The following is a 22,170-nucleotide window of genomic DNA, read 5'->3' as shown; positions in this document are numbered from 1 at the left end:
GAGCGCGTTACAGTGTTCCTAATGTAATAAGTTCTGGTCAATATGAAAGTGGGTACGATGGCGGGAAGTGTAAACAAGGTGATTCTGGTGGGTAACCTCGGGCGGGACCCTGAAGTGCGCAACACACAATCAGGCGGCAAAATTGTCAATCTGACTTTGGCAACCAGTGATACATGGAATGACAAGGCCAGTGGTGAACGCCGTGAACGGACGGAATGGCACCGTGTTGTCATTTTCAATGAACGTCTGGGTGATGTTGCTGAGCGTTTTCTCCGTAAAGGCCGCAAGGTCTATGTTGAAGGTGAATTGCGCACCCGTAAATGGACCGATCAGCAGGGGATGGAGCGTTATACGACGGAAGTAACGATTGATCGCTTCCGTGGGGATCTGGTGTTGCTCGATAGTGGGCGTTCCGGGGGCGATGATATGGGAGGTAACGGCTATAATGACGGTCCTTCCTCATCTTTCGGTAGTCGCTCTTCCAGCAGTGCGGGGGCTGCGAAACCGCAGCAATCATCTTCAGGGTGGGATATGCCTTCCGGGTCTGATGACCTTGATGATGAAATTCCGTTCTGATTTATGGGTCGTGGCCTCAATGTCTGACACTATAAAGACGGGCCCGGCTCTCAGGACACTGGTGGGGCGGGTTATCATTCTGAGCGTGTTATTGGGGTCTCTGGCGGCGTGTGCCTCATCGCCGCCATCGCATCCTGGCAATTTATGTGACATCTACCGTGAAAAACGCGGTTGGTATCATACAGCGATGCGGCAGCAGAAAAAATGGAATGTGCCCGCTGCTGTGCCTGTTGCCATGATGTATCAGGAATCGAGCTTTCGGAGCAGTGTCCATACGAAGCGCCGTTATTTCTTATGGATTATTCCCTGGGGCTATCAGTCAACGGCTTTTGGATATGCTCAGGCCAAGGATGAAGTCTGGCGCGATTATGAAAGAAATACCGGGCGCTCAGGTGACCGGACGGATTTTTCTGACGCACTGGATTTTATGAATTGGTACATTACGACCACCAGAAAGAAAGATGGTGTTCCGGTTACCAATGCAACGAACCAGTATCTGGCCTATCACGAAGGATGGGGCGGATACCAGAAGCGCAGTTATGCTTCCAAGGGGTGGCTGGTCCAGACGGCCCATAAAGTAGGCCATCGGGCAGCCACCTATCAGAAACAATATCTCAGTTGCAAGGAAAGCCTGAAAGGCGGCTTCTGGGAAGATTTCTTTGACTGGTTCTGAACTTATTGCACAATCGTTTCGACTAAAATGAGTTCACTCGTTTCAGAGGCGGTTATAACGAGCTTTGTTTCATCTTTAATGGCGGCTCCATCACGTTCGTTCAGTGTTTTGCCATTGAGGATGACGTTTCCGGTAGCGGGCACAAGATAAGCATAGCTCCCGGGTGCCAGTTCATGAGTGAGGCTTTCCCCCTTCTGCAACGTTGCTCCCATCACTCTGCCGGAAGTGTGAATTTGGAGAGCGCCCTGGTCTTCAGGAAAGCCTGAAGCAAGGGTTACAAACTGTCCCTGTCGATTTTCCCTGGGGAAGGGGCGGGTTTCCCATGAAGGTTTGTGGCCTTTACGATCAGGTAAAATCCAGATCTGGAAAATCAGTGTGTCTTCGGATTCAAGGTTATATTCACTATGGGTGATCCCTGTCCCGGCAGACATGACTTGTACATTACCAGCGAGTGTGCGCCCTTCATGGCCCATATTATCGCGATGCGTGATGGCTCCCCGGCGCACATAGGTAATAATTTCCATATTCTCATGGGAGTGAGGGGAAAAACCGGTCTGAGGCGCGATCTGGTCATCATTCCATACGCGTAAAAGCCCCCATCCCATACGGTCGGCATCATAATAATGGGCAAATGAAAAATGATGTGAGGCGATTAACCAGCCATGGTCAGCGTGACCTAAGGAGGCGTATGGGCGGATTTCGATCATAGTTGTTTCCTTAATGAAAATCAGGTGATGTATTTCCCTCCAGGGTCGCATCAAATTGGTGAATAAACTACGATCAAAATAGAAACTCTGTTTTACAGGAATATGACAGTGGCAAGACTACCGGATTTTGAAGCATGGGCGATATTTTCAGTTGTGGCAGAAGAGGGCTCATTTGCCGGTGCCGCACAGAAACTCGGTTTGTCCCGTCCAACGATTTCCCGCGCTATTGCCAGGCTGGAAGAGCAGATCGGGGTTGCGTTGTTTCAGCGCACCTCTCACCAGATCGCCCTGACGCAGGCCGGGCAGCAGGCGCAGGAACATGCCCGTAAATTATATGAAGAGGGAGTGGCTCTTGAAGGAGGAATGAAAGAGCAGGATGGACCTTTGCGAGGACTGATCAGGCTTTCTCTGCCAACGAGTTTCGGCACATATCATATGGCCTCTCTTCTGGCCGAATTTATGGATGAGTATCCGCTCATTACAATAGAGGCGGAATGTGAAGACAGAAAAGTCAATCTGGTAAGCGGGCAATATGATCTGGCGGTCAGAATTTCCGCTTTGGTTGATTCTTCACTGAAAGTTCGGCAGGTCTGCAAAATGCCCCGTTCCCTTGTCGCAAGCCCGCAGTGGCTCAGAGAGCATGGGGACATAAAACCGCGTGACCTGGAGCATTATATGAGCGTGATTTATACAACATCACGCAATTCCACATCCTCAACACTGCATTTACAGAAAGAAGGCGGTCAGGATTTAATCATAAATTTAAATAAAGTCAGATTTTATAGTAACAACGCCGAACTATTTATCCCGTTTCTTGAAAAAGGGAATGGTGTTGGCCTTCTTCCGCTCTTTATGATTGAGGAACAATTACGGGAAAAAACGCTTGAGGTGATTCTTCCTGACTGGCGATTGGAGGAAATTTTCCTTCATATTCTGACACCACCCCTTGCACGGCGTCCTGCCCGGGTTGATGTTTTCATCAATTGGCTGGTTGCTCGCCTCAAACAGGCCTCATGGGCGCGGTAGTAACACCCTCTAGCTGAGTGAGGGTTCAGGGATCTGTCGTCCATTCTGGCAGACATATGAGAAACGGCCATGCTGGAGCTCTGCCAGGAAAATATCTTCAACTTTTTCAATACCGTGTTTTTTCATATCCTGAAAAAAATCTTCAGCTGTTTTGTGACAGAGTGCCAGATCCTCTTCACGAATTTTCCCTTCATAACAGACAATCGCTGCCGGACGGTTTTTCTTATCGGTCACAACGGTTACCTGCCCATTTGGTTCTATCTGGGCATAATAAACCTCTTTAAAGGACATAATGCCCCTCACATAGAGCTGTGAGGCGACATTAAGCATATCAATCTTATTATTTTTATTCCCAATACTATCCATCAGGAAACGTTTATTACAGATAATCGGAATAGGGCGACCTATTGTTATGGCGCGTACATTATAAAATTTTCTATATAAGTAATTAAAGATAAATAATATAAGAATCCCTATAATAAGGGAGGATATATATTCCAGAAATGATATATTATCGGCATAGATGACCCCGCCAATCATGCCGCCCAGGATAAAATTCCCGATTAAATCAACAGAGTTCATTTGAGAAAGCTGTGTGCGACCTGAGATATTGAGATAAGCAATAATTAACGTAAATCCAACAATCAATTTTGCAAACATAGTCAGATAGAACATAATGCATATTCCAGATTGAACCTGATGATTAAGATAATCTGGTTATTTCCCTGGTATCCTGCAAGAGTGGGGCTGCTTTGAAACATGCTGGAAAACACTTCGTAATTGTAAAAGCCAGGAAGAGATAGTAAGTGTCATCCTTCGTTGGATTTGCTTGAAAATGACAAGCTGTAAATGTCTTTGCCGGTAGAGGCGTATATCATTACGGGGCAAGTGAGATATGGAATGTGCAGAGCTTGGAATTGTCGTTCCCTGCCTGAACGAGGCTGAAAATATTGCCCCCTTTGTTGAAGCTGTTAAAAAAGCGTTGCCTGACGTCAGATGGGAGATTGTTTTTGTTGATGATCATTCCCAGGATGGCACGATCAGGAAAATCCGTTCCCTTGCCCAGGCTGACCCGCGCGTAAGAGGGATATTACGTTTAAACCGTAAAGGGCTTTCTTCTGCGGTGATTGAGGGGGCTCTCAGTGTGTCGGCTCCTTATATAGCCGTCATGGATGGTGATCTGCAGCATGATGAAACGTGCCTGCGTGCCATGCTGGCGTTATTGCGTTCTCAAAAGGCAGATCTTGTCGTGGCCAGCCGGTATATTGAAGGGGGTGGCGCACAAGGTTTATCTTCTCCCTGGAGGGAATTTTTATCAAAAGCGGGTATCAGGCTTGCTGCGGCTATTTCGCGGGCACCTTTGACAGACCCTATGAGTGGCTTCTTTATGATCCGGCGGGAAGTTTTTGAAGAAACGGCTCCATTTCTGTCAGGAAAGGGCTTTAAAATCCTGCTGGATATTGTTTTGAATACGCGTTCTTCCATTGTGATTTCTGAAATTCCCATGATCTTTCGTAAACGGCTTCATGGTCAGAGTAAATTGGGCCTTGGTGTGATGGTTTCGTTCGTTGTTATGAGCCTCAAGGCAGTTTTAAAGCGTTTTTAAGGAACGTTTTTAAATGTTGGATTAGATAGTCACTCTATATTACAATATATAATACTTTTTTATGAAATAATTTGTAATATTTCAAAAATATATCACATATAAATACAAAAAATAATTCTGCTTATAAAAGATATAAAGTTTCTATTTGATGGAATATTTTTCAGGAAATACGCTTATTTATGTCATGAAACTTCACTGTTAATTATTTTATAAAACTATTTATTTAATAAAACAAAATATATAATTTTTATATAACCTTATTATATGTAATATATGTTTTGTTAATAATATAACTTATTGTTTAAATTGGCATTTTCCTCTTAATCATTATTATTGAGGTGATAATTTTATTTTTACAAATCCATCTTAAAAACAGAATTATTATAATTATATAAATAAAAAAGATGGTATTTTTAAGGCATCGGGAAGTTTTGCGGAAATCAGGGAGTCATCCCACGGTTTCTCACAATGAAAATAAAAAGAGGTGCTCGTGGTTCATTCTATCCTTTCCTTTATTTCTGCTATTTTGCAGAAATCGCCGGAGATAGCGCTCTTTCTCTCGCTCGTTCTTGGTTACATCATAGGGCGGATAAAATTTGGCACATTCCAGTTAGGCGGTGTGGCCGGATCTCTCCTTGCCGCCTTATTGGTCAGTCAGGTTGGCATTTCGATTGATTCCGGCATCAAGAATGTGTTGTTTGCCTTGTTTATTTATGCTGTAGGGTATCAGAGCGGCCCTCAGTTTTTCCGGTCACTGGGCAGACAGTCTCTCAAAGAAATCATGATGGCTGTTGTTCTTGCAGCAACAGGATTACTGACGGTTGTCGTAATTGCCCGGTCGTTTCACCTTGATAAAGGGATGGCAGCCGGCCTTGCCGCTGGAGGACTGACGCAGACAGCGATTATCGGAACGGCTGATTCAGCTCTTGAGACGCTGAAACTACCTCTCTCACAGCTGCATCAGCTGCAGGGAAATGTCGTAGTCGGTTATGCGATTACCTATATTTTCGGGACGCTCGGTACGATTATCATATGCTGTAATGTCTTGCCGTGGGTGATGAAACGCAGCATCCGTGATGACGCGCTGAAAGTGGAAGCGGCTCAGATGGGGGGCATGTCCCTTTCCGGGAAAAATGAGGTGCCGGCTTTACCGGATCTGGTCGGGAGAGCCTATCAGATTACGCAAAACGATCTCACGGTCGCGAAGGTCGAGGCCATGGCGAAAGGCGTCACGGTCGAGAGGGTCGTAAGGCGTCGCAAAACAGTCGGAAACAGCCCTGATACGGCACTTCAGCCTGGCGATACCGTCGTCCTTTTTGGGCCTCGTGACGTCCTTGTCACGCTAGGGCAGAAAATCGGCCGGGAAGTCACGCATGGTCCCGAACTGAATGTTGTTTTCCAGAGGACCAATGTTGTCGTAACGGCACAGGAACTTTCTGGAAAAACCGTTGCCCAATGTGCCCAGATACTTTCACCGCATTTTATTCATGGCGTGTATCTGGTTAAGGTCATCAGGGATGGGAAATCCATTCCCTTTACCTCTGAAACATGCTGCCAGCTGGGAGATATCGTCACCCTTTTCGGCACGGCTTCTGACGTGCAGCGTGTTGCCCAGCATATTGGTAGAATCCTCAATCCAGGATTCAAAACCGATATGATTTTCCACTCTCTTGGGATTGCTGTCGGCTTGCTGATAGGACTGGTGGTTGTTCGGATCGGCGCTGTTTCCCTGACGTTGGGTAGCGGAGGGGGCGCCCTGTTCTCGGGTCTGCTTTTCGGGTGGTATCAGAACCGTCATCCAACCATTGGCAATATGCCTATGGCTGCCTCAAGTCTTCTGAAAGACCTGGGACTGGCCGGTTTTGTCGCTGTAACGGGATTACAGACGGGGCAACAGGCTATCACAAGTATTGCCCATCATGGTGTTGTCCTGTTTTGCCTGGGAATGCTCGTAACGATCGTCCCGCTTCTTTTGACCCTGCTCTTTGGGCGTTACGTGCTGCGCTATAACAATAGTGCCATTTTTGCCGGTGCTTTAGCGGGGTCCAGAAGCGCCAACCCTGCGTTCGGAGAGGTTCTGGATAAGGCCGGAAATTCCGTGCCGACAACGCCCTTTGCGCTCACATACGCCATTTCCAATATTCTGCTGACTTTGCTTGGCCCACTTGTTGTCGCTTTTGCCTGAAAGCAGAAATCAATAAAAAGAAGGAAGTCTGATCATGACAATTGATTACTCTAAATATGCCTCTTTAAGCCCCTTTGAGTTAAAAGACGAATTAATCAAGCTGGCAAAATCACGGACAGACCGCACAATGCTAAATGCAGGACGGGGAAATCCCAATTTTCTTGCAACCCTGCCGCGCGCTGCCTTCTTCCTGCTGGGGCAGTTTGCCCTGAGTGAATCGCGCCTGTCATTGTCTTATCTTTCTCCCTGGCTGGGAGGGACTGTCAGAATTGAAGGCATTGAAGGCCGGTTTGACCAGTTTATGGCCGTCCATAATAGCCAGGAGGAAGCACGTTTTCTCTCTACGGCCCTGAGCTATGTCCGGGATCAGATGGGACTTCCGGCTGATCGGTTCCTGGTGGAAATCGTGGAGGGCATTCTGGGGTGTTATTATCCCACACCGCCACGGATGCTGACGCTGAGTGAGAAGATTGTTGCCCAGTATGTCCTGCGTGAAATGGTTGGCGGGCATGTATCACTCGATAGCACGGATCTTTTTGCAACAGAGGGTGGAACAGCGGCTATGGCCTATGTTTTCAATTCTCTCAAGCAGAATGGCCTGATTAAGAAGGGCGATAAAATTGCGCTCGGAATGCCGATTTTCTCGCCTTATATCGAGATCCCGAAGCTTGAGGAATATGGACTGGAGATTGTGCCCGTTCAGGCAGATATTTCCCTTAACTGGCAATATCCTGAAAAAGAACTTGATAAACTGCGCGATCCTGCCGTGAAAATGTTCTTCTGCGTTAATCCCAGCAATCCTCCTTCGGTCAAGATGGATGATAGCTGTCTGGAAAAAATTGCCTCCATTGTTAAAGAGCGCCCGGATCTGATGATCCTGACAGATGATGTCTATGGCACGTTTGCAGATGATTTCCGCTCGCTTTACGCTCTGTGCCCTCACAACACCATTCTGGTCTATTCATTCTCCAAATATTTCGGGGCGACAGGGTGGCGTCTTGGTGTGATCGGCATGCATAAAAAGAATGCCATTGACGCAAGGCTGGCAGCCCAACCTGCTGAAATGAAACAGTATCAGGCGCATCGTTATGAAAGCCTGACCAATGATGCGTCCTCGCTCAAATTTATTGACCGTCTTGTCGCTGACAGCAGGGCCGTGGCTCTTAATCATACAGCAGGGCTTTCAACGCCGCAGCAGGTCCAGATGGTTATGTTCTCACTCTTCGGCCTGATGGATTCTGAAGGGCGTTATAAAGCCACTTTGAAAAGCCTGATTCGCCGCCGGGAAGCCGCCTTATATCGTGAGCTTGGTGTAAAACCTGCAGAAGATGCCAATTCGGTTGATTATTACACCTTGATTGACCTGGAAATCTGTAGCCGTGCTCTGTATGGCGAAGAATTCGCAAAATGGATGCTCGGCCGTGCAAGCACTGGGGAAATCCTGTTCCGTGTGGCTGCTGAGACGGGAATTGTCCTGCTTCCTGCCTCCGGATTCGGGGCGACGCGTCCTGCGGCACGGGGGTCTCTGGCTAATCTCAATGAGTACCAATATGCCGCTATCGGGCGGTCATTGCGTAAAATGGCAGAGGAATATTACGCCCAGTTTCAAAGTGAAAAAGGAAAGAAGAACTAACGTTTTCTGATCATTTAAACTGAGTTCTGACAGTTCCGGAGGTCGTTTTCGGCGACTTCCGGGTTCCGATACAGGAAGTTCAATTCTTTGTGCAAATAATTAAGGAGGGTCGTATGTTTAGACAAATGGCGTTTATTGCTATAGGAGCATTTTCCTTCCAGGGAGGTATGGCTCTGGCCCAGAATACCGGGCAGGGACCGTCCTCTCATATCATGACAGTACAAGCGGATAGAGAACGTATGAAGGAACCGCAGGCACGGGTTTTAATCCTTGCAACAGGAGGTACTATTTCCGGCAAAGCTGATGAGCGTTCAGCCATCGGCTATAATGCAGGAGACCTGACGGGGCGTGATTTGATCGCGGGGGTTCCCGGTCTTGAAAAACTGGCCAGACTTCAGGTGGAACAAATCTCGAATATTCCGTCCCAAAGTATGAATTCGCAGATATGGTTCAAACTGGCAGAACGTATCGACAAGGCTTTTGCCAATAATGAAGCTGACGCCGTTGTGATTACGCACGGCACTGATACGATGGAAGAAACAGCGTTCTTTTTGAATAATGTGATTGATAGCCAACATCCCGTTATTCTTACAGGGGCCATGCGCCCCAGTACTGCGATCAGTGCCGATGGTCCTGCAAATTTATATGAAGCCGTCAAAGTAGCCAGCGATAAAAGAGCGCAAGGTCGCGGTGTCATGGTTGTGCTTAACGACACCATTCATTCGGCACGCCGTGTCACGAAAACGGATACAACATCCCTCCAAACGTTTCAGTCCCGTAATGGGGGCGCTATTGGAGCGGTTGATGCTGCCAGTGTGAGATTTTTTGAGGAACCTTTGCCGGTGACTCATCTGAAGTTACCTGAAAATCATCAACTTCCAGACGTGCGGATTATTTATGCTCACGTTGATATGGGCACCAGCCAGATTGATGAAGCGGTAAAAGCGAAAGTGGCTGGAATTGTCGTTGCAGGAATGGGGGATGGAAATGTCTCTCAACAGGCTCTTGAAGCCTTGGACAAGGCCGTAAAGGCAGGCGTGGTCGTCGTAAGGTCCAGTCGCGTAGGGGATGGTTTTGTAAACCGCAATGTTGAAATTAGTGACGATAAATATAATTTCATTGCGTCTTACGATCTAAATCCTCAGAAATCACGGATACTGCTCCAGTTACTTCTTGCCGGAAGCGTAACGAATACGTTAAGGATGCAGAAAGTATTTTCGTCGGGGCTATAAGACCCCAAAAGACGCCTATTTATAAGTTAAGTGAAGAATGTCATGCAAAAGATACGGACAGGCGAATTGTGCCTGCATAAAAATCTGGGAAAAATAAAACAATATACAGCCCAGCTTATTGTTTTTTTTGCAATGATGCTAGGTATTGTTTCCGGGGCTGAGGCAAAGCAGTGGTACACAGGCTCGCTAGTCTCTCCCTCCGGGGCGACCGGGGCAGGGTCTCTCAATGTGGAGCCTTATTTTTCCTATAGTCAGCCTATGGGATATTTCAATCCACATGGGGGAACGGGCCCGATGAAACACCCTATTCAGAGGAGTTTCTCCAATTCCACCCTCTGGAAATATGGGCTCAGGAAAGACCTGAGTATCCAGATCCATACAATTGTGAATTATAAATGGAAAAATGGGCAAGGTCATTCTCATGGCCCCAAAGCAGGGGATATGCCGCTTGATCTGATCTATCAGTTTATAGATCCTGATCCGAAACGATTTCTCCCGGCATTCAGTATTATTACAGGGGTTATTTTCCCAACAGGTGACTATAACCGCCTGGGCTATTCCCAGGATGGTATAGGAACGGGGTCTTACGTTTTTCGTCTGGCCTTTGTCGAACAGTCAACTTACACCCTGCCGGGAAATCACGAGTTACGTCTAAGAGTCTGGAACTGGTTCCGGCGCCCTCTGAATTCGCCCAAGCTGAAAGATGTTACCAGTTATGGCACATCTTATGGGTTCCGCGGACGCGGCCACCCTGGAATGAGCGGGCAGACGGGTTTTTCCCTGGAATATGCTGTTACGCAGAAATGGGTTCTGGCAATGGACCTCGCTCATGACTGGGGGAATGGTAATCACGTTAAGGGATATGATGCCGCTGGTCATTATTCCAAAAAAACAGGCGCTGCTTCGACCGATTGGCAGATAGCTCCTGCTTTTGAATATAACTGGAACCCACGGTGGGGCATTATTATCGGCTCTCCCTTCTATTTTGCAGGGCATAATACGGGGATTCAGGTCTCTCCGCAGTTCGCAATCAACTCTGTCTTTTAGGAAAGAGAAGGGGGCTGGATTGCAGGGTCCGGCCTTTCCTTGTGGACGGGATGCATAGTCTGTTTTTAAGCGGATTTGCCACGTCATATTATAAAATACAGATTCAGCTCTGTATTCGCTTGACTTTCCCTGACGCTTCGCGATTAACGATAACTAAATTCATATTGTAAGCGGAATGGAGTGGTCAGTTAGTGGGAAAGAGGCGCGGGACGCTGAGAGAAGGGTTTATAGTTAAAAAGCCTCTGCGAAAATATATATCACAGTTTTACGTCATGTCCGCTGGCCTGCTATGCCTGTGTTCCGTGCCGTCCAAAGCCCGGGCTGAGCAATGGTACACAGGGTCTCTGATCTCGGCTTCCGGCGGGGTGCCCAAAGGCTATTGGGATATTGAGCCTTATTATACCTATACCCAACCTATAGGGGCTCTCGATAGTCACGGTCGTGGCATGAAGGCGTCTCATCCTCTGCAACGCTCTTTTTCTAATGACACATTATGGGAATATGGCCTTACCCGGAACCTGACCTTTGAATGGCATACCGTTGTGAATTACCAATGGAAGCACGGTGCGGGTCACTCTCATGGTCCCAAGGCCGGGGATATGCCTGTTGATCTGATCTATCGTTACGTGGAGCCAGACCCGAAACGATTTATCCCAGCCTTTAATATCTATGTTGGCATGGTTTTTCCGACCGGTGATTATAACCATCTGGGGCACGATCAGGATGGAATGGGCACTGGCACGTTCACATTCCGCCTCGGTCTGACTGAGCAATCCACCTATATTCTGCCCGGAAATCATGAACTGCGCCTGAGGATATGGAACTGGTTTTACAAGCCTGTGACAACGGCCTCACTTAAAGACAAAACAAGTTACGGCACTGAGCAGGGATTCAGGGGACGGGCTCAACCAGGAATGCATGGCGAAACAGGATTCGCCCTGGAATATGGGGTGACCCAACGCTGGGTGCTGGCTATGGACCTTTATCGTGACTGGGCCGATGGTGCGCGTGTAAGGGGACATGACAGGAGCGGTCATTACTTTCACGAGGTCGGTTCTTCTTCCGGATCCTGGCAAATTGCTCCGGCAGTGGAATATAGCTGGAATGACAGCTGGGGTGTTATTTTTGGCTCATCCTTTGTATTTGCCGGGCACAATAATGACTTCTCTGTCGCTCCACAATTCGCTGTAAATGCGATGTTCTGACGTTTGTTTAATAAGGGAGAAGACTATTTGGAACATAGTCTTCCAACCTTCTTTGTTCCTTGCAAAAACGCTCGTCTCAGCTCACTATAATTCCAATAGAACTCTGGTTAAAACTTTACCCGGAATTATGGGGGAGATCTGTTGTTTTTACGTCAATCGTGTATGCTGAAAAAGATCCTTAATAAAGATTGGATGTATATTCAATGATTCTTAAAGTTCTTTCTCGTTGTCTATTGGCCTCAACGATCATCATAGGGGTACCGGCTTTCGCCGCCTCTAAAAAACAGGCCAAGACAACGGCTCCAGCGCCAGCAACCGATGCCTTTGGTCATTTTACACCTGTTACTGCTTCCGGTACCGTTGGGAACTGGGTCTATCGCTGCACATTTAAAGGTGATGCTCTTGCCGCTGGCCCACAAAATTGTGTCATCCAGCAGGAACTGGCAGTGCAACAAAAAGGGCAGCGTCCAGTTCCTTTAGGAATCGTTGTTCTGGCACGTACGCTCCCCAATAACAGCCAGGCTTCTCTGGCACAGCGTCCATGGCATCTGGCTGTTGTTGCTCCGGAAGGATTATCCCTTCAGAAACAGCCACGTGTTTCTACAGATAAGAATAAGCCCGTGTCTCTCTCCTGGGAGAACTGCACAAATTCAGGCTGTGTTTCCAGCACGGACCTGAGCGCTGACGTCGCCAAGCAATTCCAGCAGGCCTACGTAGGAAACTTCTTCGCCTCCAAACTTGAGGGAACCAATGAGCTGAAGATTTCCTTCTCTCTCAAAGGTCTTAATATGGCGATGGAACGTGTTCAGGAATGGATTGATCATCCTCCTTTCCACTAATGAATGTGGCTTTATAAAGCAGGAAAAGGAGGCTCCCAGCCTCCTTTTTTTATGGCTTCTTTCATAAAAGGAAGGTTGCAACAAATCTGAAGAGGGCAGTTCAGGGAAGTATGGATAAGAGCGTTTCAATAAAAACAGGGCGCCCTGAGGACGCCCTGTCTGAGTCGCATTCTGAAGAGGTTCGCCTCTGATCAGAATCTGTAATGGATGCTTCCTGAGCCACCCGTTGTCGTCTGGCTGCTGCCATATTGGCCGATATAATCGACATTAACATCGAGACGGTCTGTCAGACGCATACCAAAACCAGTGTTGATCTGGGCTGTGTCGACAGAGAGGCCTGTACCCCAGATCGTCATGTCATAGCCATTATTCGTGGCAACAAATCCCTGACGAACATGAGCATCAGTGCGCCCGAAGGCACGACGATAAGCCGCTTCTATATGAGGGGAGAAGAGAATCTTGCCAATTGAGAGGCTCGTGGCTACTTTGATTCCCATCGTTGAGAAGCCCATGGAGCTGTTCTGTCCTTTAACGCGCAGGGCTGCGTCAGACCCATGTTCACGGAAGCTGTCCTGGCCGTAATTTACGTATGTCATACGGACAAAGGGTTCAACTTCCAGCGGGAGCGCTGTGCCTTCATTAAAGGCCATACGGTATCCCGTTTCAGCAAAGACCTGCCCTGTGCCTGCACGATTTCTCGAAGAGGCGTGGCTCGAATAGGCACCGTAGGAGATTTTACGGTTCGTATTAATCATGTTCCAGGAATAGCTTACACCTCCTTTGAACGTGATGGCCGCATCCGGCATCAAGCCACCAACGCGCCAGGCATTGCCGATATAGGCGCCGACCGTTGCTGAGTTGGAGTGGGCAGAAGAGCCGCTTCCACCTTTGGCATCAAACCAGTCACGACCGTAGGAAAGCATCCCACCGACGCGCCAGTGTCCCTGGACGAGCGTATCAGCGCCCATGATCCAGCCGATAGAGGACTGCCCTAAAGCACCAGCATTGGACGTGCCTGCATTCCGGCCCTGTTGTCCGTAGATTGTTCCCCAGACAGTGACAGGCTTGTTCGGGTCAACGTCGCAATAGCCTTTGCTTTGCTGTTTGCCGTCAAGGGCGCGGGCACGCAGAAGATCGCCAGCACAATCCAGGCGGTTGATAACCGCTTCCTGAATCATGAAGCTGTCATTCACCATTGCTGTTTTGGCATCAGCATTGATTTCACCAGACAGGGCGTTATAGGCCCGTCTGGCCTGCGCTCCGGCATCATTTCCAGCAGCCAGATTTTCCAGAGATCCCATAAAGGAGGTTGTGACGCCCTTCTGATCTGCCTGTGTCAGAGCATTGGCCATGGCGCGCTCATTGGCTGTTCTGGCCCATGTGCCATAAGAGGCGTAGCGGCGGTAATCCAGGTTCCAGAGACCGTTATCACCCTTTTCTGCCTTGCCTTTGACAAAAATGGTATCGAAAGCTGTCTGGCTGAAACCTGTTCCTGTGGTCTTGAAGTCAAGAGCCTGTGTGACATAGTCCTTGTTCAGGGCAAGGCTGGTCAGATGCTGGACAGAAACGGCCATGGTCGCGTCATTGATAGCCGCGTCCCCGGAAACATGGATGCCGGAAATGGTCGGGCCATTTTTGCCGGCACCATCGAGCGTAACCCCAAGCACAGAACCGGACGCCATGTTCAGGCTGGAAAGCGTGCCTGTTCCGGAAAGGGCAGCCCCTTTCAGGACGTTGGTTGTTCCGCCCAATGTATTATTGACCGTTAACAGACCAGACTGGACATTGGTCTGACCGGCAAATCCGGAATCATCAACCTCTTTATTGAGTGTAAGAGTACCTGAACCTGTTTTATTGAATGTCCCTGTGCCGTTTAATGTATTGTCAAAGCTGCTGGCGCTGTTTTCAATAACGTTCAGAGTGCTCTTATCGTCAAGAGCGACAGCCCCTGTGCCAAAAGAGTGGGATTCTGCTGTGACACTGGCCCCTGTGGCAACTTCTGTTCCGCCAGAGTAATAGTTTGACCCCTGCAGGACAGCGTTCTTGCCTGTGATGTTGAGTTTTCCCTTACCAAACAGGCCATCACCATAGGCTGTATGATCCCCGGCAAGTGTGAGCGTTGATTGATCTCCCAGATAACCAGTGCCGTACCCTGTCAGGTTATTGATAGTGACATTCGCCTTATCGCCGACTGTAAAGAGGTTATTGGTGGCTTTAAGATCATCAAGGACCGTATCGGTTTTGCCATTGATGCTGTCACTAACAGCCTGCAGCAGCCCTTTGGCGGCCGGATCGGTCGCGTTTTTGAGTTGCTGGGCAACAAAGTCTTTTCGGCTCTGACTTGTCAGTGAATCCTTGCGGTTCAGCCCGGCAAGATGATCAAGCCCCTGGTCTTCAGAAGTCGCCAATGTGTTGACTGTTGTCGTGCCGTTTAGCTCCAGCTGGCCGGATTGTTGGCTTAACGTGCCTGTCAGTTTGGCGCTATCGTCAAAAATGGCATGCCCGTTATTGGTCATGGAAGCAACCTGACCATTCCCATTAACAACGGTAGTACCAAGGCTGTTAGAGATATCTCCCGTCTGTCCTGATACGGTTACTGTGCCGTTATTAACAATTTTTCCAGTTTTGCCGGAGACATTCAGTGTGCCTTTTGACGTCACTTCTGTCTTGCTGCTGGAGGAAATATCACCTGTTTTGCTGATATCGAGTGTGCCGTCCACAACATCGGTTACACCCGTATAGCTGTTTTGGCCATTGAGCGAGACGGTGCTTGTTCCTGTTTTCTGAATACCGACAGCATTATTTCCGTTATCGGTAATAGAGGCGTTGATGGCAGCAATAGTCTGTCCGTCATTATTGTTGATTTCAAGCGTATTCTGTCCGCTGCCACTGGCACTGACCGGCGCTGTGATCGTCCCTTCTGAAACGGTCTGATATCCATCAGCGTCAGAGCTGAAGTGAAGGGAAGACGTAACGTCAGGTTGGCCAGCGCTATGATCGATCTGATAATTGCCCCCGGAAATGACATGCGTCGGAGCAGGAGACGGTGCCGGCGGCGTAATTGTGCCATTATCGGTCCCGTTGCCAGAACCCGCCGTGTTGCCATTGTTATCGGCTCCAGATCCTGCGTTTGCCCCAGTGTTGGCGCTGTTGTCAGACCCGGAGCCTGTGTTTGCTCCAGTGTTGGCGCTGTTGTCAGACCCGGAGCCTGTGTTTGCTCCAGTGTTGGCACTGTTGTCAGATCCAGAGCCTGTGCTTGTCCCAGCGTTAGCGCTGTTGTCGGAACCTGACCCTGCGCTTGCTCCAGCGTTGGCGCTGTTATTGGATCCAGAGCCTGTGCTTGCGCCAGTGTTGGCATTGTTGTCGGAACCGGAACCAGCGTTTGCGCTATTGTCGGAACCAGATCCTGCGTTTGCTCCAGTATTGGCGCTGTTATCAGATCCGGAACCAGCGCTTGCCCCAGCGTTGGCACTGTTGTCGGATCCGGAACCAGCGCTTGTCCCAGCGTTGGCACTGTTGTCAGATCCAGATCCTGTGTTTGTTCCAGTGTTTGTAACGTTGTCAGATCCAGACCCTGCGCTTGTCCCAGCATTGACGCTATTGTCAGATCCAGATCCTGTGTTTGCGCCAGTATTGGCACTGTTGTTAGATCCAGACCCTGCGTTTGCGCCAGCGTTGGCGCTGTTGTTAGATCCAGACCCAGCGTTTGCCCCAGCGTTGGCGCTGTTGTTAGATCCAGACCCAGCGTTTGCCCCAGTGTTGGCGCTATTGTCGGACCCAGACCCCGCGTTTGCGCCAGCATTGGTACTGTTGTTAGATCCAGACCCAGCGTTTGCTCCAGTGTTGGCGCTATTGTCGGACCCAGACCCTGCGCTTGTTCCAGCGTTGCCACTATTGTCGGCTCCAGAGCCCGCGCTTGCCCCAGCGTTGGCACTGTTGTCAGATCCAGATCCTGCGTTTGTCCCAGTGTTGGCACTGTTGTCAGATCCAGATCCTGCGTTTGTCCCAGTGTTGGCACTATTGTCTGATCCGGAACCAGCGCTTGTCCCAGCGTTGGCACTGTTGTCAGATCCAGATCCTGCGTTTGTCCCAGTGTTGGCACTATTGTCTGATCCGGAACCAGCGCTTGTCCCAGTGTTGGCATTGTTGTCGGAACCAGCCCCGGCTCCAGGTTTGTCCTGGGTTGTGTTGCTGTCTGTTGCGTTTGAGACAATGACATTGACGGATTTATCGGCCATGTCATAGACGTATGTGCCTGTCTGACCAGCCTGTGTCGCGGTGAATGTTTTGTCTTTTGCGGCAGCCAGTGTTCCTGTGTAATCGAACAGGTGATAGCTTCCGAGGTCAACAGCGCCCTTCTGTCCTTTATTCTGTCCGGCAATGGCATTGATGGAAATGTTGCCGCCGAGTGTCAGATTTCCATGAACGTCCGCATAAGAGTTATAGGCATCGCCTTTATTTCCCTTATCAGTGGTCGTGCCTTCATAGAAGTTTGTCGTGCCACCCTGTGCAAGGTTCAGGTCACCATAGACTTTGAGAACCCCGGCTTCAGAGCTGTTACCGATGTTAAGAACGCCCCCGTCATTGACCGTAACAGCGCCCTGGCGCGTCTGGCTGAAAGTGCGGCTTGTATTGTCATCACTGATGCCACTTGGGTGTGTCCCTGTAACATTGAGTGTGCCGCCTTTATTGACTTCAATATTACCGGTGCCATTTTCCCCACCGAGGACGATAAAGGAGTCATTGAGATTCAGCTGGCCGCCATGATCGACGGTAATCAGACCAGAGCCTGAACCAGCTGTTGTGTCCATGAGGTTGATAGGCCCGATCCAAAGTGTGCCTTTATCAACATTGACGGTGCCGCCATTATTCCCGTCTGTCTGGTTGATATTCCCCTTATCGTCATAGCTGACATTATCACCCGTGATATGGAGCGTACCAACGCTGTCGCCGTCTATATCGGCTTCATCGAGGTGATTTCTGGAAGCATCTGCCCCTCTTTCATCATAACCAAAGCCAGCATGATTTCCTATATAGAGCCCGGTATGTATGCCCCCTTCTGCTATAGTAACGGTGGCTCCATTTGAAACCCATGCAGTGCCATCAGCACGACCGTGACCAACGTCAGAATCGTCATCATAGGCAGGGCGTACAGGCTGGGAAAGTGTTTTTCCGTCGTCTGATAATTTGAGTGGGATATCACCACTCTGTTGGCCAATAATAAGCTGGCTTGTGTTTACGTTCGTGCCGGAATCGCTAATAATGACTGAAGCCATATGGGATTCATGACTCCCACCATTGGCAATGAGGACCTCACCGACATTTATCTGTGTTCCCATGCGAATAGAGGTGTGACTGGCTTGTGCCTGTTGAGAGCCGAGGGTGTAATCTGTCCCCGCGAAGTCCAACCAGGGAAGTTTTTCAATCGTCGCTCCCTGGAAATCAGAAAACTTGCCGTTAAATTCTGTAAAATTGGTACGGCCTTCACTCATACCATAAGATTCGTCGAAGGGGGCGGTGTAGGAAGGCAGTGTGCTCATGTCATAATCACCGCTTCCGATGATTTGACCTGCAAAAACGCTCTTATCCCCGGAAACCATAAAACTTCCGTATTTGCCCAGTAAAATTTTTCCCTTACCAGTTAAGTTGGCAACATTGGAGTAAATGTCAGTACCGCTATTAATTTTGCCGTCATCATTTGAATCATTAGTGTCGTGCGTCAGATCCAGCGTCCCGTTCTTACCAATTGTAAGATTGGCCACATTGGTATTACCTTCAATGATAGAAGAAGGTTGAGAGACGCCATTTTGATTGTCATCAGGATGATTTATAGTGAGAGTGCCCTCATTTATATTAATGGATTTTAGATTATCCGCTGAAAAATCAGGTAAGTTTGTGTTAACCTCGGGGGAACCATCGCCTACAATAATTGTCCCACCACCATTAACGGTCAGCTCATTAACGCTGGCAATTTTATCTTTCGTAAATTCAGGATGGGACGTGTCGATATTCAGTGTCTCTCCGGACTGGGCAGTCAGGTCAAGCGTTACATTACCGTTCGGTGCTGTTCCGTAGGTAATAGTCTCAGCTCTGGCTGAAAGAGACGTCCCCATAATCAAGGCAATCAGGCTGACTGAAGCGCCTATATATCTAAGTGATTGATTTTTATTGAGAGAATGAAGAACAGTGTTATGGGTATCAGAAAGTCGCACGGTGTTTAATCCTGCATTTTGAGATTCAGTTGGGGACTATGAGACTATTATGGTAGAAAGTTTTTCACGAAATAAGAGGGATTAAATAATGGTTAATCTATTGCGTATGCAAGAAAAAATTATTAAATAGATTGCACGGATATTAAGAGTGATAAATATCATTCACTAATTTGTTATTAACGCGGAATATATGCGCATATAAATAACATAATTCATATGCATGAATAATTGAATCTTATTAAAGATTCGAAATAACAATAATTTTTGTGAAAATGCACTGTCTCATTCTGTATGGCTCTAATGGCACAGAATGGCGTCCCGTACGGGATTCGAACCCGTGTTGCCGCCGTGAAAGGGCGATGTCCTAGGCCTCTAGACGAACGGGACTAAAGGCGTGAGGCGGTTGATAAAGAGTTTATATCCCGCCGTCAAGAGGGAGAAACGTCAGAAATGAAAAAAGTTAGATTTTCTACACCTTGCCACTCTTCCAGGCGCAGATGTCCCGCAATATGGAGCAGCGGGCGTGTCCTGTCTTCAAGCAGGGGTGTGAAGTCTTTTTCCCCGGCCCGGAAGACCAGACCCTTAAGACGTGTTGAGCCATCCTCGCCTTGTAACGTGACACGCAGCGTATTGCCGTCTTTGCCGATGCGGTCGGACCTTACGCATCGCACAGGACTGATGGCAAGGACAGGTTCCTCATTGCCATTCCCAAAAGGCGCCAGACGTGCCAGTTCCTTAGCCAGAGCAGGAGTGGCTCCGGCGATCTTCAGGATCCCGTCAATCGGGAGAGAGGCCTGAGGAGGGAGGGCCAAGGCTTCAGAGAGTGTTTTATCCAGAAAATCATAAAAGATTTCAGCCTTGGTAACGTCCAGCGTGAAACCGGCCGCCATGGCATGGCCGCCACCGGCCAGAAGAAGGCCGGATTGCTGAGCGGCAATAACGGCATTGCCAATATCCAGCCCATTAACCGAGCGCGCAGAGCCTTTAATGGTTCCCTCTGATAAGGCGCCAATCAGGGTAGGGCGATTGAAACGTTCCTTCAACCGTCCTGCAACGATGCCGACAATGCCCGGGTGCCAGTTTTCATCGTACAGAAAAATGACGGCATGACCGGAACTGACCAGATGTTCCGCCCTGTCCATGGCGTCCTGAAGGACAGCGCTTTCAACGCTTTGTCTCTGACGATTCACCTGGTCAAGCTGCTCTGCCAGATTATGGGCCTCATCCAGAGACGGGCTTAGCAAAAGCTTGAGCCCCAGGTCGGATTGAGCGATGCGCCCGCCCGCATTAATGCGCGGGCCAAGGGCAAAGCCGCAAGCCATGGCGTTGGTTTTATCGCGTACGCCAGCACAGTCTGCCAACGCGGCGAGCCCGGGCCTCTGGCTGTTATTAAGGACTTTAAGGCCCTGCGTTACCAGAGTGCGGTTAATGCCGCGCAGGGGCATAACGTCACAGATCGTGGCCAGAGCGACCAGGTCCAGTAAGGAAAGCGGATTGGGGAATTTATGGTTTTCCAGCCAGCCACGCGTTCTCAGTTCCCGCCGGAGGGCGACGATGGCAAAGAAAGCAACGCCCGTGGCGCACAGGATGCCGAGATTTGAATCGCAATCCAGACGATTGGGGTTAATGACCAGACCTTTGGGGAGAAGACCCCCATTAGGCTTATGATGGTCCAGGACAATCCGGTCCGCTTTGCCTTCAAATGAGTCAAGAATCAGGGAGGCAGCCGTCCCGCAATCAATACAGATGATCAGGGAAGCGCCTTGTGCAATAAAGCCTTCCAGAGCCGGTTTATTGGGGCCATAACCTTCAGCGATACGGTCAGGGATATGGGTCAGGACGGTGCATCCCGTTTCTCTGAGGACACTGGCTAATAGAGCCGTGCCGCAACCTCCATCGACATCATAATCACCGAGGAGACCAATCGTCTCATGGCGTTCCACGGCATCGGCCAGGCGGTGGGCAACCGCGTCCATATCCTTGAAACAGGAGGGATCAGACAGGTCACGATCGAGGCGAGGCGACAGAAAAGCCTCTACCTGACCGGGTTCTATCCCCCGGCTGATCAGGATGCGTGCCAGAAGCTCTGTGCATCCCGTCTGCTGAGCCAGAGCCAGAACAAGACGTTGCTGGCTTTCATTTAACGGGCTCTGGCGCCAGAGCCATTGTCGTTTCCCGGCACTGAACTCAACATTGAGCACAGTGCCGGATTCAGAAGAAAGAAGACTCATGACTCCTGAAAGAAATTAGTCTGCTGCTGTTTGGTTACGATATGATGGAACGCACTGACGTAACGGATTGTTCCGGTTTCAGAGCGCATAATGACGGAGTTTGTCCGCTTATAGCCGGTCTTGAGGGTCTTCACACCGTCAAGAAGGTCACCTGATGTAACGCCTGTCGCACAGAAGAAGACATTACCCCGGGCAAGGTCATCAAGTTCCAGACGGCGCTTGGGGTCCTGTCCCTTCATCATGGCCTGGGCGCGCTGGAACTGGTGATCATCTTCAAACAGAAGACGCGCCTGCATGGAACCTTTCATGCAGCGTATAGCCGCTGCTGCCAGAACCCCTTCAGGAGAGCCGCCGCTTCCGGCATAGATATCAACGTCACTTGTGGGGAGGCATGTTGCAATCACAGCCGCCACGTCACCATCACTGATAAGACGGACTCTGGCACCCACTTCACGAGCTTTGGCGATCATCTCTTCGTGACGTTCCCGGTCCAGGGCGCATAAGGTCAGTTCGGAAGGGGATTTCCGTTTTGCCTTGGCCAGCTCACGCAAATTCTTTTCAATAGGGGCATCAATATCAATGACACCTTCAGGCAGATCAGGCCCGACGGCAATTTTCTCCATGTAAACATCAGGGGCATGAAGGAACTGACCGCTATCAGCCAGAGCGATGACGGTCAGGGCATTCGGAAGGCTGCGTGCACAAAGATTTGTGCCTTCCAGAGGGTCAACAGCAATATCGACAGCCGGGCCGCCACATCCAACTTTTTCCCCGATATAAAGCATCGGGGCTTCATCCATTTCCCCTTCGCCAATAGCGATTGTGCCGTCAATGGCAACATGATCAAACGCTTCTCTCATGGCTTTGACAGCGGCACCGTCAGCATCATTCTTTTCCCCGCGGCCTGTCCAATAGTCGGAGGCGATGGCAGCGGCTTCTGTCACTCTTACGAGTTCCAGACCAAGGTTACGGCCAGTCAGGCGAAAAGGAGCTTGCAT

15 protein-coding genes and 1 tRNA gene are annotated in these 22,170 nt (G+C 49.3%); 10 read left to right on the top strand and 6 right to left on the bottom strand.

Annotated features, from left to right (window positions below; translation table 11 throughout):
- The first annotated feature begins 57 nt into the window (after window positions 1-57).
- Window positions 58-576: a single-stranded DNA-binding protein gene (ssb, locus tag ACSYSY_RS08545; RefSeq protein ID WP_491707140.1), complete on the top strand. Its 519-nt coding sequence runs from the start codon at window positions 58-60 to the stop codon at window positions 574-576.
- Entirely contained in the window at window positions 557-1,249 is a 693-nt protein-coding gene (locus tag ACSYSY_RS08540) for a transglycosylase SLT domain-containing protein (RefSeq protein ID WP_491707139.1), read from the top strand. The genes ssb and ACSYSY_RS08540 overlap by 20 nt, the downstream gene beginning before the upstream one ends.
- A 2-nt stretch (window positions 1,250-1,251) precedes the next feature.
- Here the strand turns inward: ACSYSY_RS08540 and ACSYSY_RS08535 are convergent, their stop codons facing one another.
- On the bottom strand, window positions 1,252-1,956 hold the full coding sequence (locus tag ACSYSY_RS08535; protein WP_491707138.1) for a pirin family protein: 705 nt from the start codon (window positions 1,954-1,956) through the stop codon (window positions 1,252-1,254).
- A 108-nt stretch (window positions 1,957-2,064) separates the two neighbouring features.
- On the opposite strand from ACSYSY_RS08535, the gene ACSYSY_RS08530 reads away from it, so the two are divergent.
- A complete protein-coding gene (locus ACSYSY_RS08530; RefSeq protein WP_491707137.1) occupies window positions 2,065-2,982 on the top strand; it encodes a LysR family transcriptional regulator in 918 nt (305 codons plus the stop codon).
- Window positions 2,983-2,991: 9 nt separating this feature from the next.
- Here the strand turns inward: ACSYSY_RS08530 and ACSYSY_RS08525 are convergent, their stop codons facing one another.
- Window positions 2,992-3,657, bottom strand: coding sequence for a DUF421 domain-containing protein (locus tag ACSYSY_RS08525; protein ID WP_491707136.1), 666 nt, complete (start codon window positions 3,655-3,657; stop codon window positions 2,992-2,994).
- A gap of 220 nt (window positions 3,658-3,877) precedes the next feature.
- On the opposite strand from ACSYSY_RS08525, the gene ACSYSY_RS08520 reads away from it, so the two are divergent.
- The 7 genes from ACSYSY_RS08520 (at window position 3,878) to ACSYSY_RS08490 (ending at window position 12,729) form a co-directional block, all read left to right on the top strand.
- Window positions 3,878-4,588, top strand: coding sequence for a polyprenol monophosphomannose synthase (locus ACSYSY_RS08520; RefSeq protein WP_491707135.1), 711 nt, complete (start codon window positions 3,878-3,880; stop codon window positions 4,586-4,588).
- Between the two features lie 490 nt (window positions 4,589-5,078).
- Window positions 5,079-6,773 carry an aspartate-alanine antiporter gene (gene aspT, locus ACSYSY_RS08515; protein WP_491707134.1) on the top strand — a complete coding sequence of 565 codons (1,695 nt, stop codon included), beginning with the start codon at window positions 5,079-5,081 and terminating at the stop codon, window positions 6,771-6,773.
- A 34-nt stretch (window positions 6,774-6,807) separates the two neighbouring features.
- Complete coding sequence (locus tag ACSYSY_RS08510) at window positions 6,808-8,406, top strand: bifunctional aspartate transaminase/aspartate 4-decarboxylase (protein WP_491707133.1); 1,599 nt, start codon at window positions 6,808-6,810, stop codon at window positions 8,404-8,406.
- Window positions 8,407-8,519: 113 nt separating this feature from the next.
- The gene (locus ACSYSY_RS08505) at window positions 8,520-9,638 is read left to right on the top strand and encodes an asparaginase (protein ID WP_491707132.1); all 1,119 of its coding nucleotides are present in this window, start codon (window positions 8,520-8,522) and stop codon (window positions 9,636-9,638) included.
- 42 nt (window positions 9,639-9,680) lie between these two features.
- Window positions 9,681-10,685, top strand: coding sequence for a transporter family protein (locus ACSYSY_RS08500; protein WP_491707131.1), 1,005 nt, complete (start codon window positions 9,681-9,683; stop codon window positions 10,683-10,685).
- Between the two features lie 272 nt (window positions 10,686-10,957).
- A complete protein-coding gene (locus ACSYSY_RS08495; protein WP_491707130.1) occupies window positions 10,958-11,890 on the top strand; it encodes a hypothetical protein in 933 nt (310 codons plus the stop codon).
- Window positions 11,891-12,093: 203 nt separating this feature from the next.
- Window positions 12,094-12,729 (top strand): invasion associated locus B family protein, encoded by a 636-nt coding sequence (locus tag ACSYSY_RS08490; RefSeq protein WP_491707129.1) that lies wholly within the window; start codon window positions 12,094-12,096, stop codon window positions 12,727-12,729.
- Between the two features lie 191 nt (window positions 12,730-12,920).
- On the opposite strand, the gene ACSYSY_RS08485 is transcribed toward ACSYSY_RS08490, so the two are convergent.
- From ACSYSY_RS08485 to glpX, 4 genes are all read right to left on the bottom strand, one after another.
- On the bottom strand, window positions 12,921-18,941 hold the full coding sequence (locus ACSYSY_RS08485) for an autotransporter domain-containing protein (protein ID WP_491707128.1): 6,021 nt from the start codon (window positions 18,939-18,941) through the stop codon (window positions 12,921-12,923).
- Window positions 18,942-19,252: 311 nt separating this feature from the next.
- Window positions 19,253-19,328: transfer RNA gene (locus ACSYSY_RS08480), tRNA-Glu, on the bottom strand.
- A 41-nt stretch (window positions 19,329-19,369) separates the two neighbouring features.
- Window positions 19,370-21,172: a single-stranded-DNA-specific exonuclease RecJ gene (recJ, locus tag ACSYSY_RS08475; RefSeq protein WP_491707127.1), complete on the bottom strand. Its 1,803-nt coding sequence runs from the start codon at window positions 21,170-21,172 to the stop codon at window positions 19,370-19,372.
- Complete coding sequence (gene glpX, locus ACSYSY_RS08470) at window positions 21,169-22,170, bottom strand: class II fructose-bisphosphatase (RefSeq protein ID WP_491707126.1); 1,002 nt, start codon at window positions 22,168-22,170, stop codon at window positions 21,169-21,171. Before glpX ends, recJ begins: the two co-directional genes overlap by 4 nt.

It is taken from the genome of Aristophania sp. ESL1100 (assembly GCF_058511235.1).
Note: the sequence above shows the minus strand (reverse complement) of the source record. Positions and strands in the feature narration are given on the sequence as shown.

What these genes read in the sequence shown, in the direction of transcription:
- ssb (WP_491707140.1), top strand. Translation starts at nt 58, where the DNA reads ATGGCGGGAAGTGTAAACAAGGTGATTCTGGTGGGTAACCTCGGGCGG.
- ACSYSY_RS08540 (WP_491707139.1), top strand. Translation starts at nt 557, where the DNA reads ATGATGAAATTCCGTTCTGATTTATGGGTCGTGGCCTCAATGTCTGAC.
- ACSYSY_RS08535 (WP_491707138.1), bottom strand. Translation starts at nt 1,956, where the DNA reads ATGATCGAAATCCGCCCATACGCCTCCTTAGGTCACGCTGACCATGGC.
- ACSYSY_RS08525 (WP_491707136.1), bottom strand. Translation starts at nt 3,657, where the DNA reads ATGTTCTATCTGACTATGTTTGCAAAATTGATTGTTGGATTTACGTTA.
- ACSYSY_RS08520 (WP_491707135.1), top strand. Translation starts at nt 3,878, where the DNA reads ATGGAATGTGCAGAGCTTGGAATTGTCGTTCCCTGCCTGAACGAGGCT.
- ACSYSY_RS08510 (WP_491707133.1), top strand. Translation starts at nt 6,808, where the DNA reads ATGACAATTGATTACTCTAAATATGCCTCTTTAAGCCCCTTTGAGTTA.
- ACSYSY_RS08505 (WP_491707132.1), top strand. Translation starts at nt 8,520, where the DNA reads ATGTTTAGACAAATGGCGTTTATTGCTATAGGAGCATTTTCCTTCCAG.
- ACSYSY_RS08500 (WP_491707131.1), top strand. Translation starts at nt 9,681, where the DNA reads ATGCAAAAGATACGGACAGGCGAATTGTGCCTGCATAAAAATCTGGGA.
- ACSYSY_RS08495 (WP_491707130.1), top strand. Translation starts at nt 10,958, where the DNA reads ATGTCCGCTGGCCTGCTATGCCTGTGTTCCGTGCCGTCCAAAGCCCGG.
- ACSYSY_RS08490 (WP_491707129.1), top strand. Translation starts at nt 12,094, where the DNA reads ATGATTCTTAAAGTTCTTTCTCGTTGTCTATTGGCCTCAACGATCATC.
- recJ (WP_491707127.1), bottom strand. Translation starts at nt 21,172, where the DNA reads ATGAGTCTTCTTTCTTCTGAATCCGGCACTGTGCTCAATGTTGAGTTC.
- glpX (WP_491707126.1), bottom strand. Translation starts at nt 22,170, where the DNA reads ATGCAAGCTCCTTTTCGCCTGACTGGCCGTAACCTTGGTCTGGAACTC.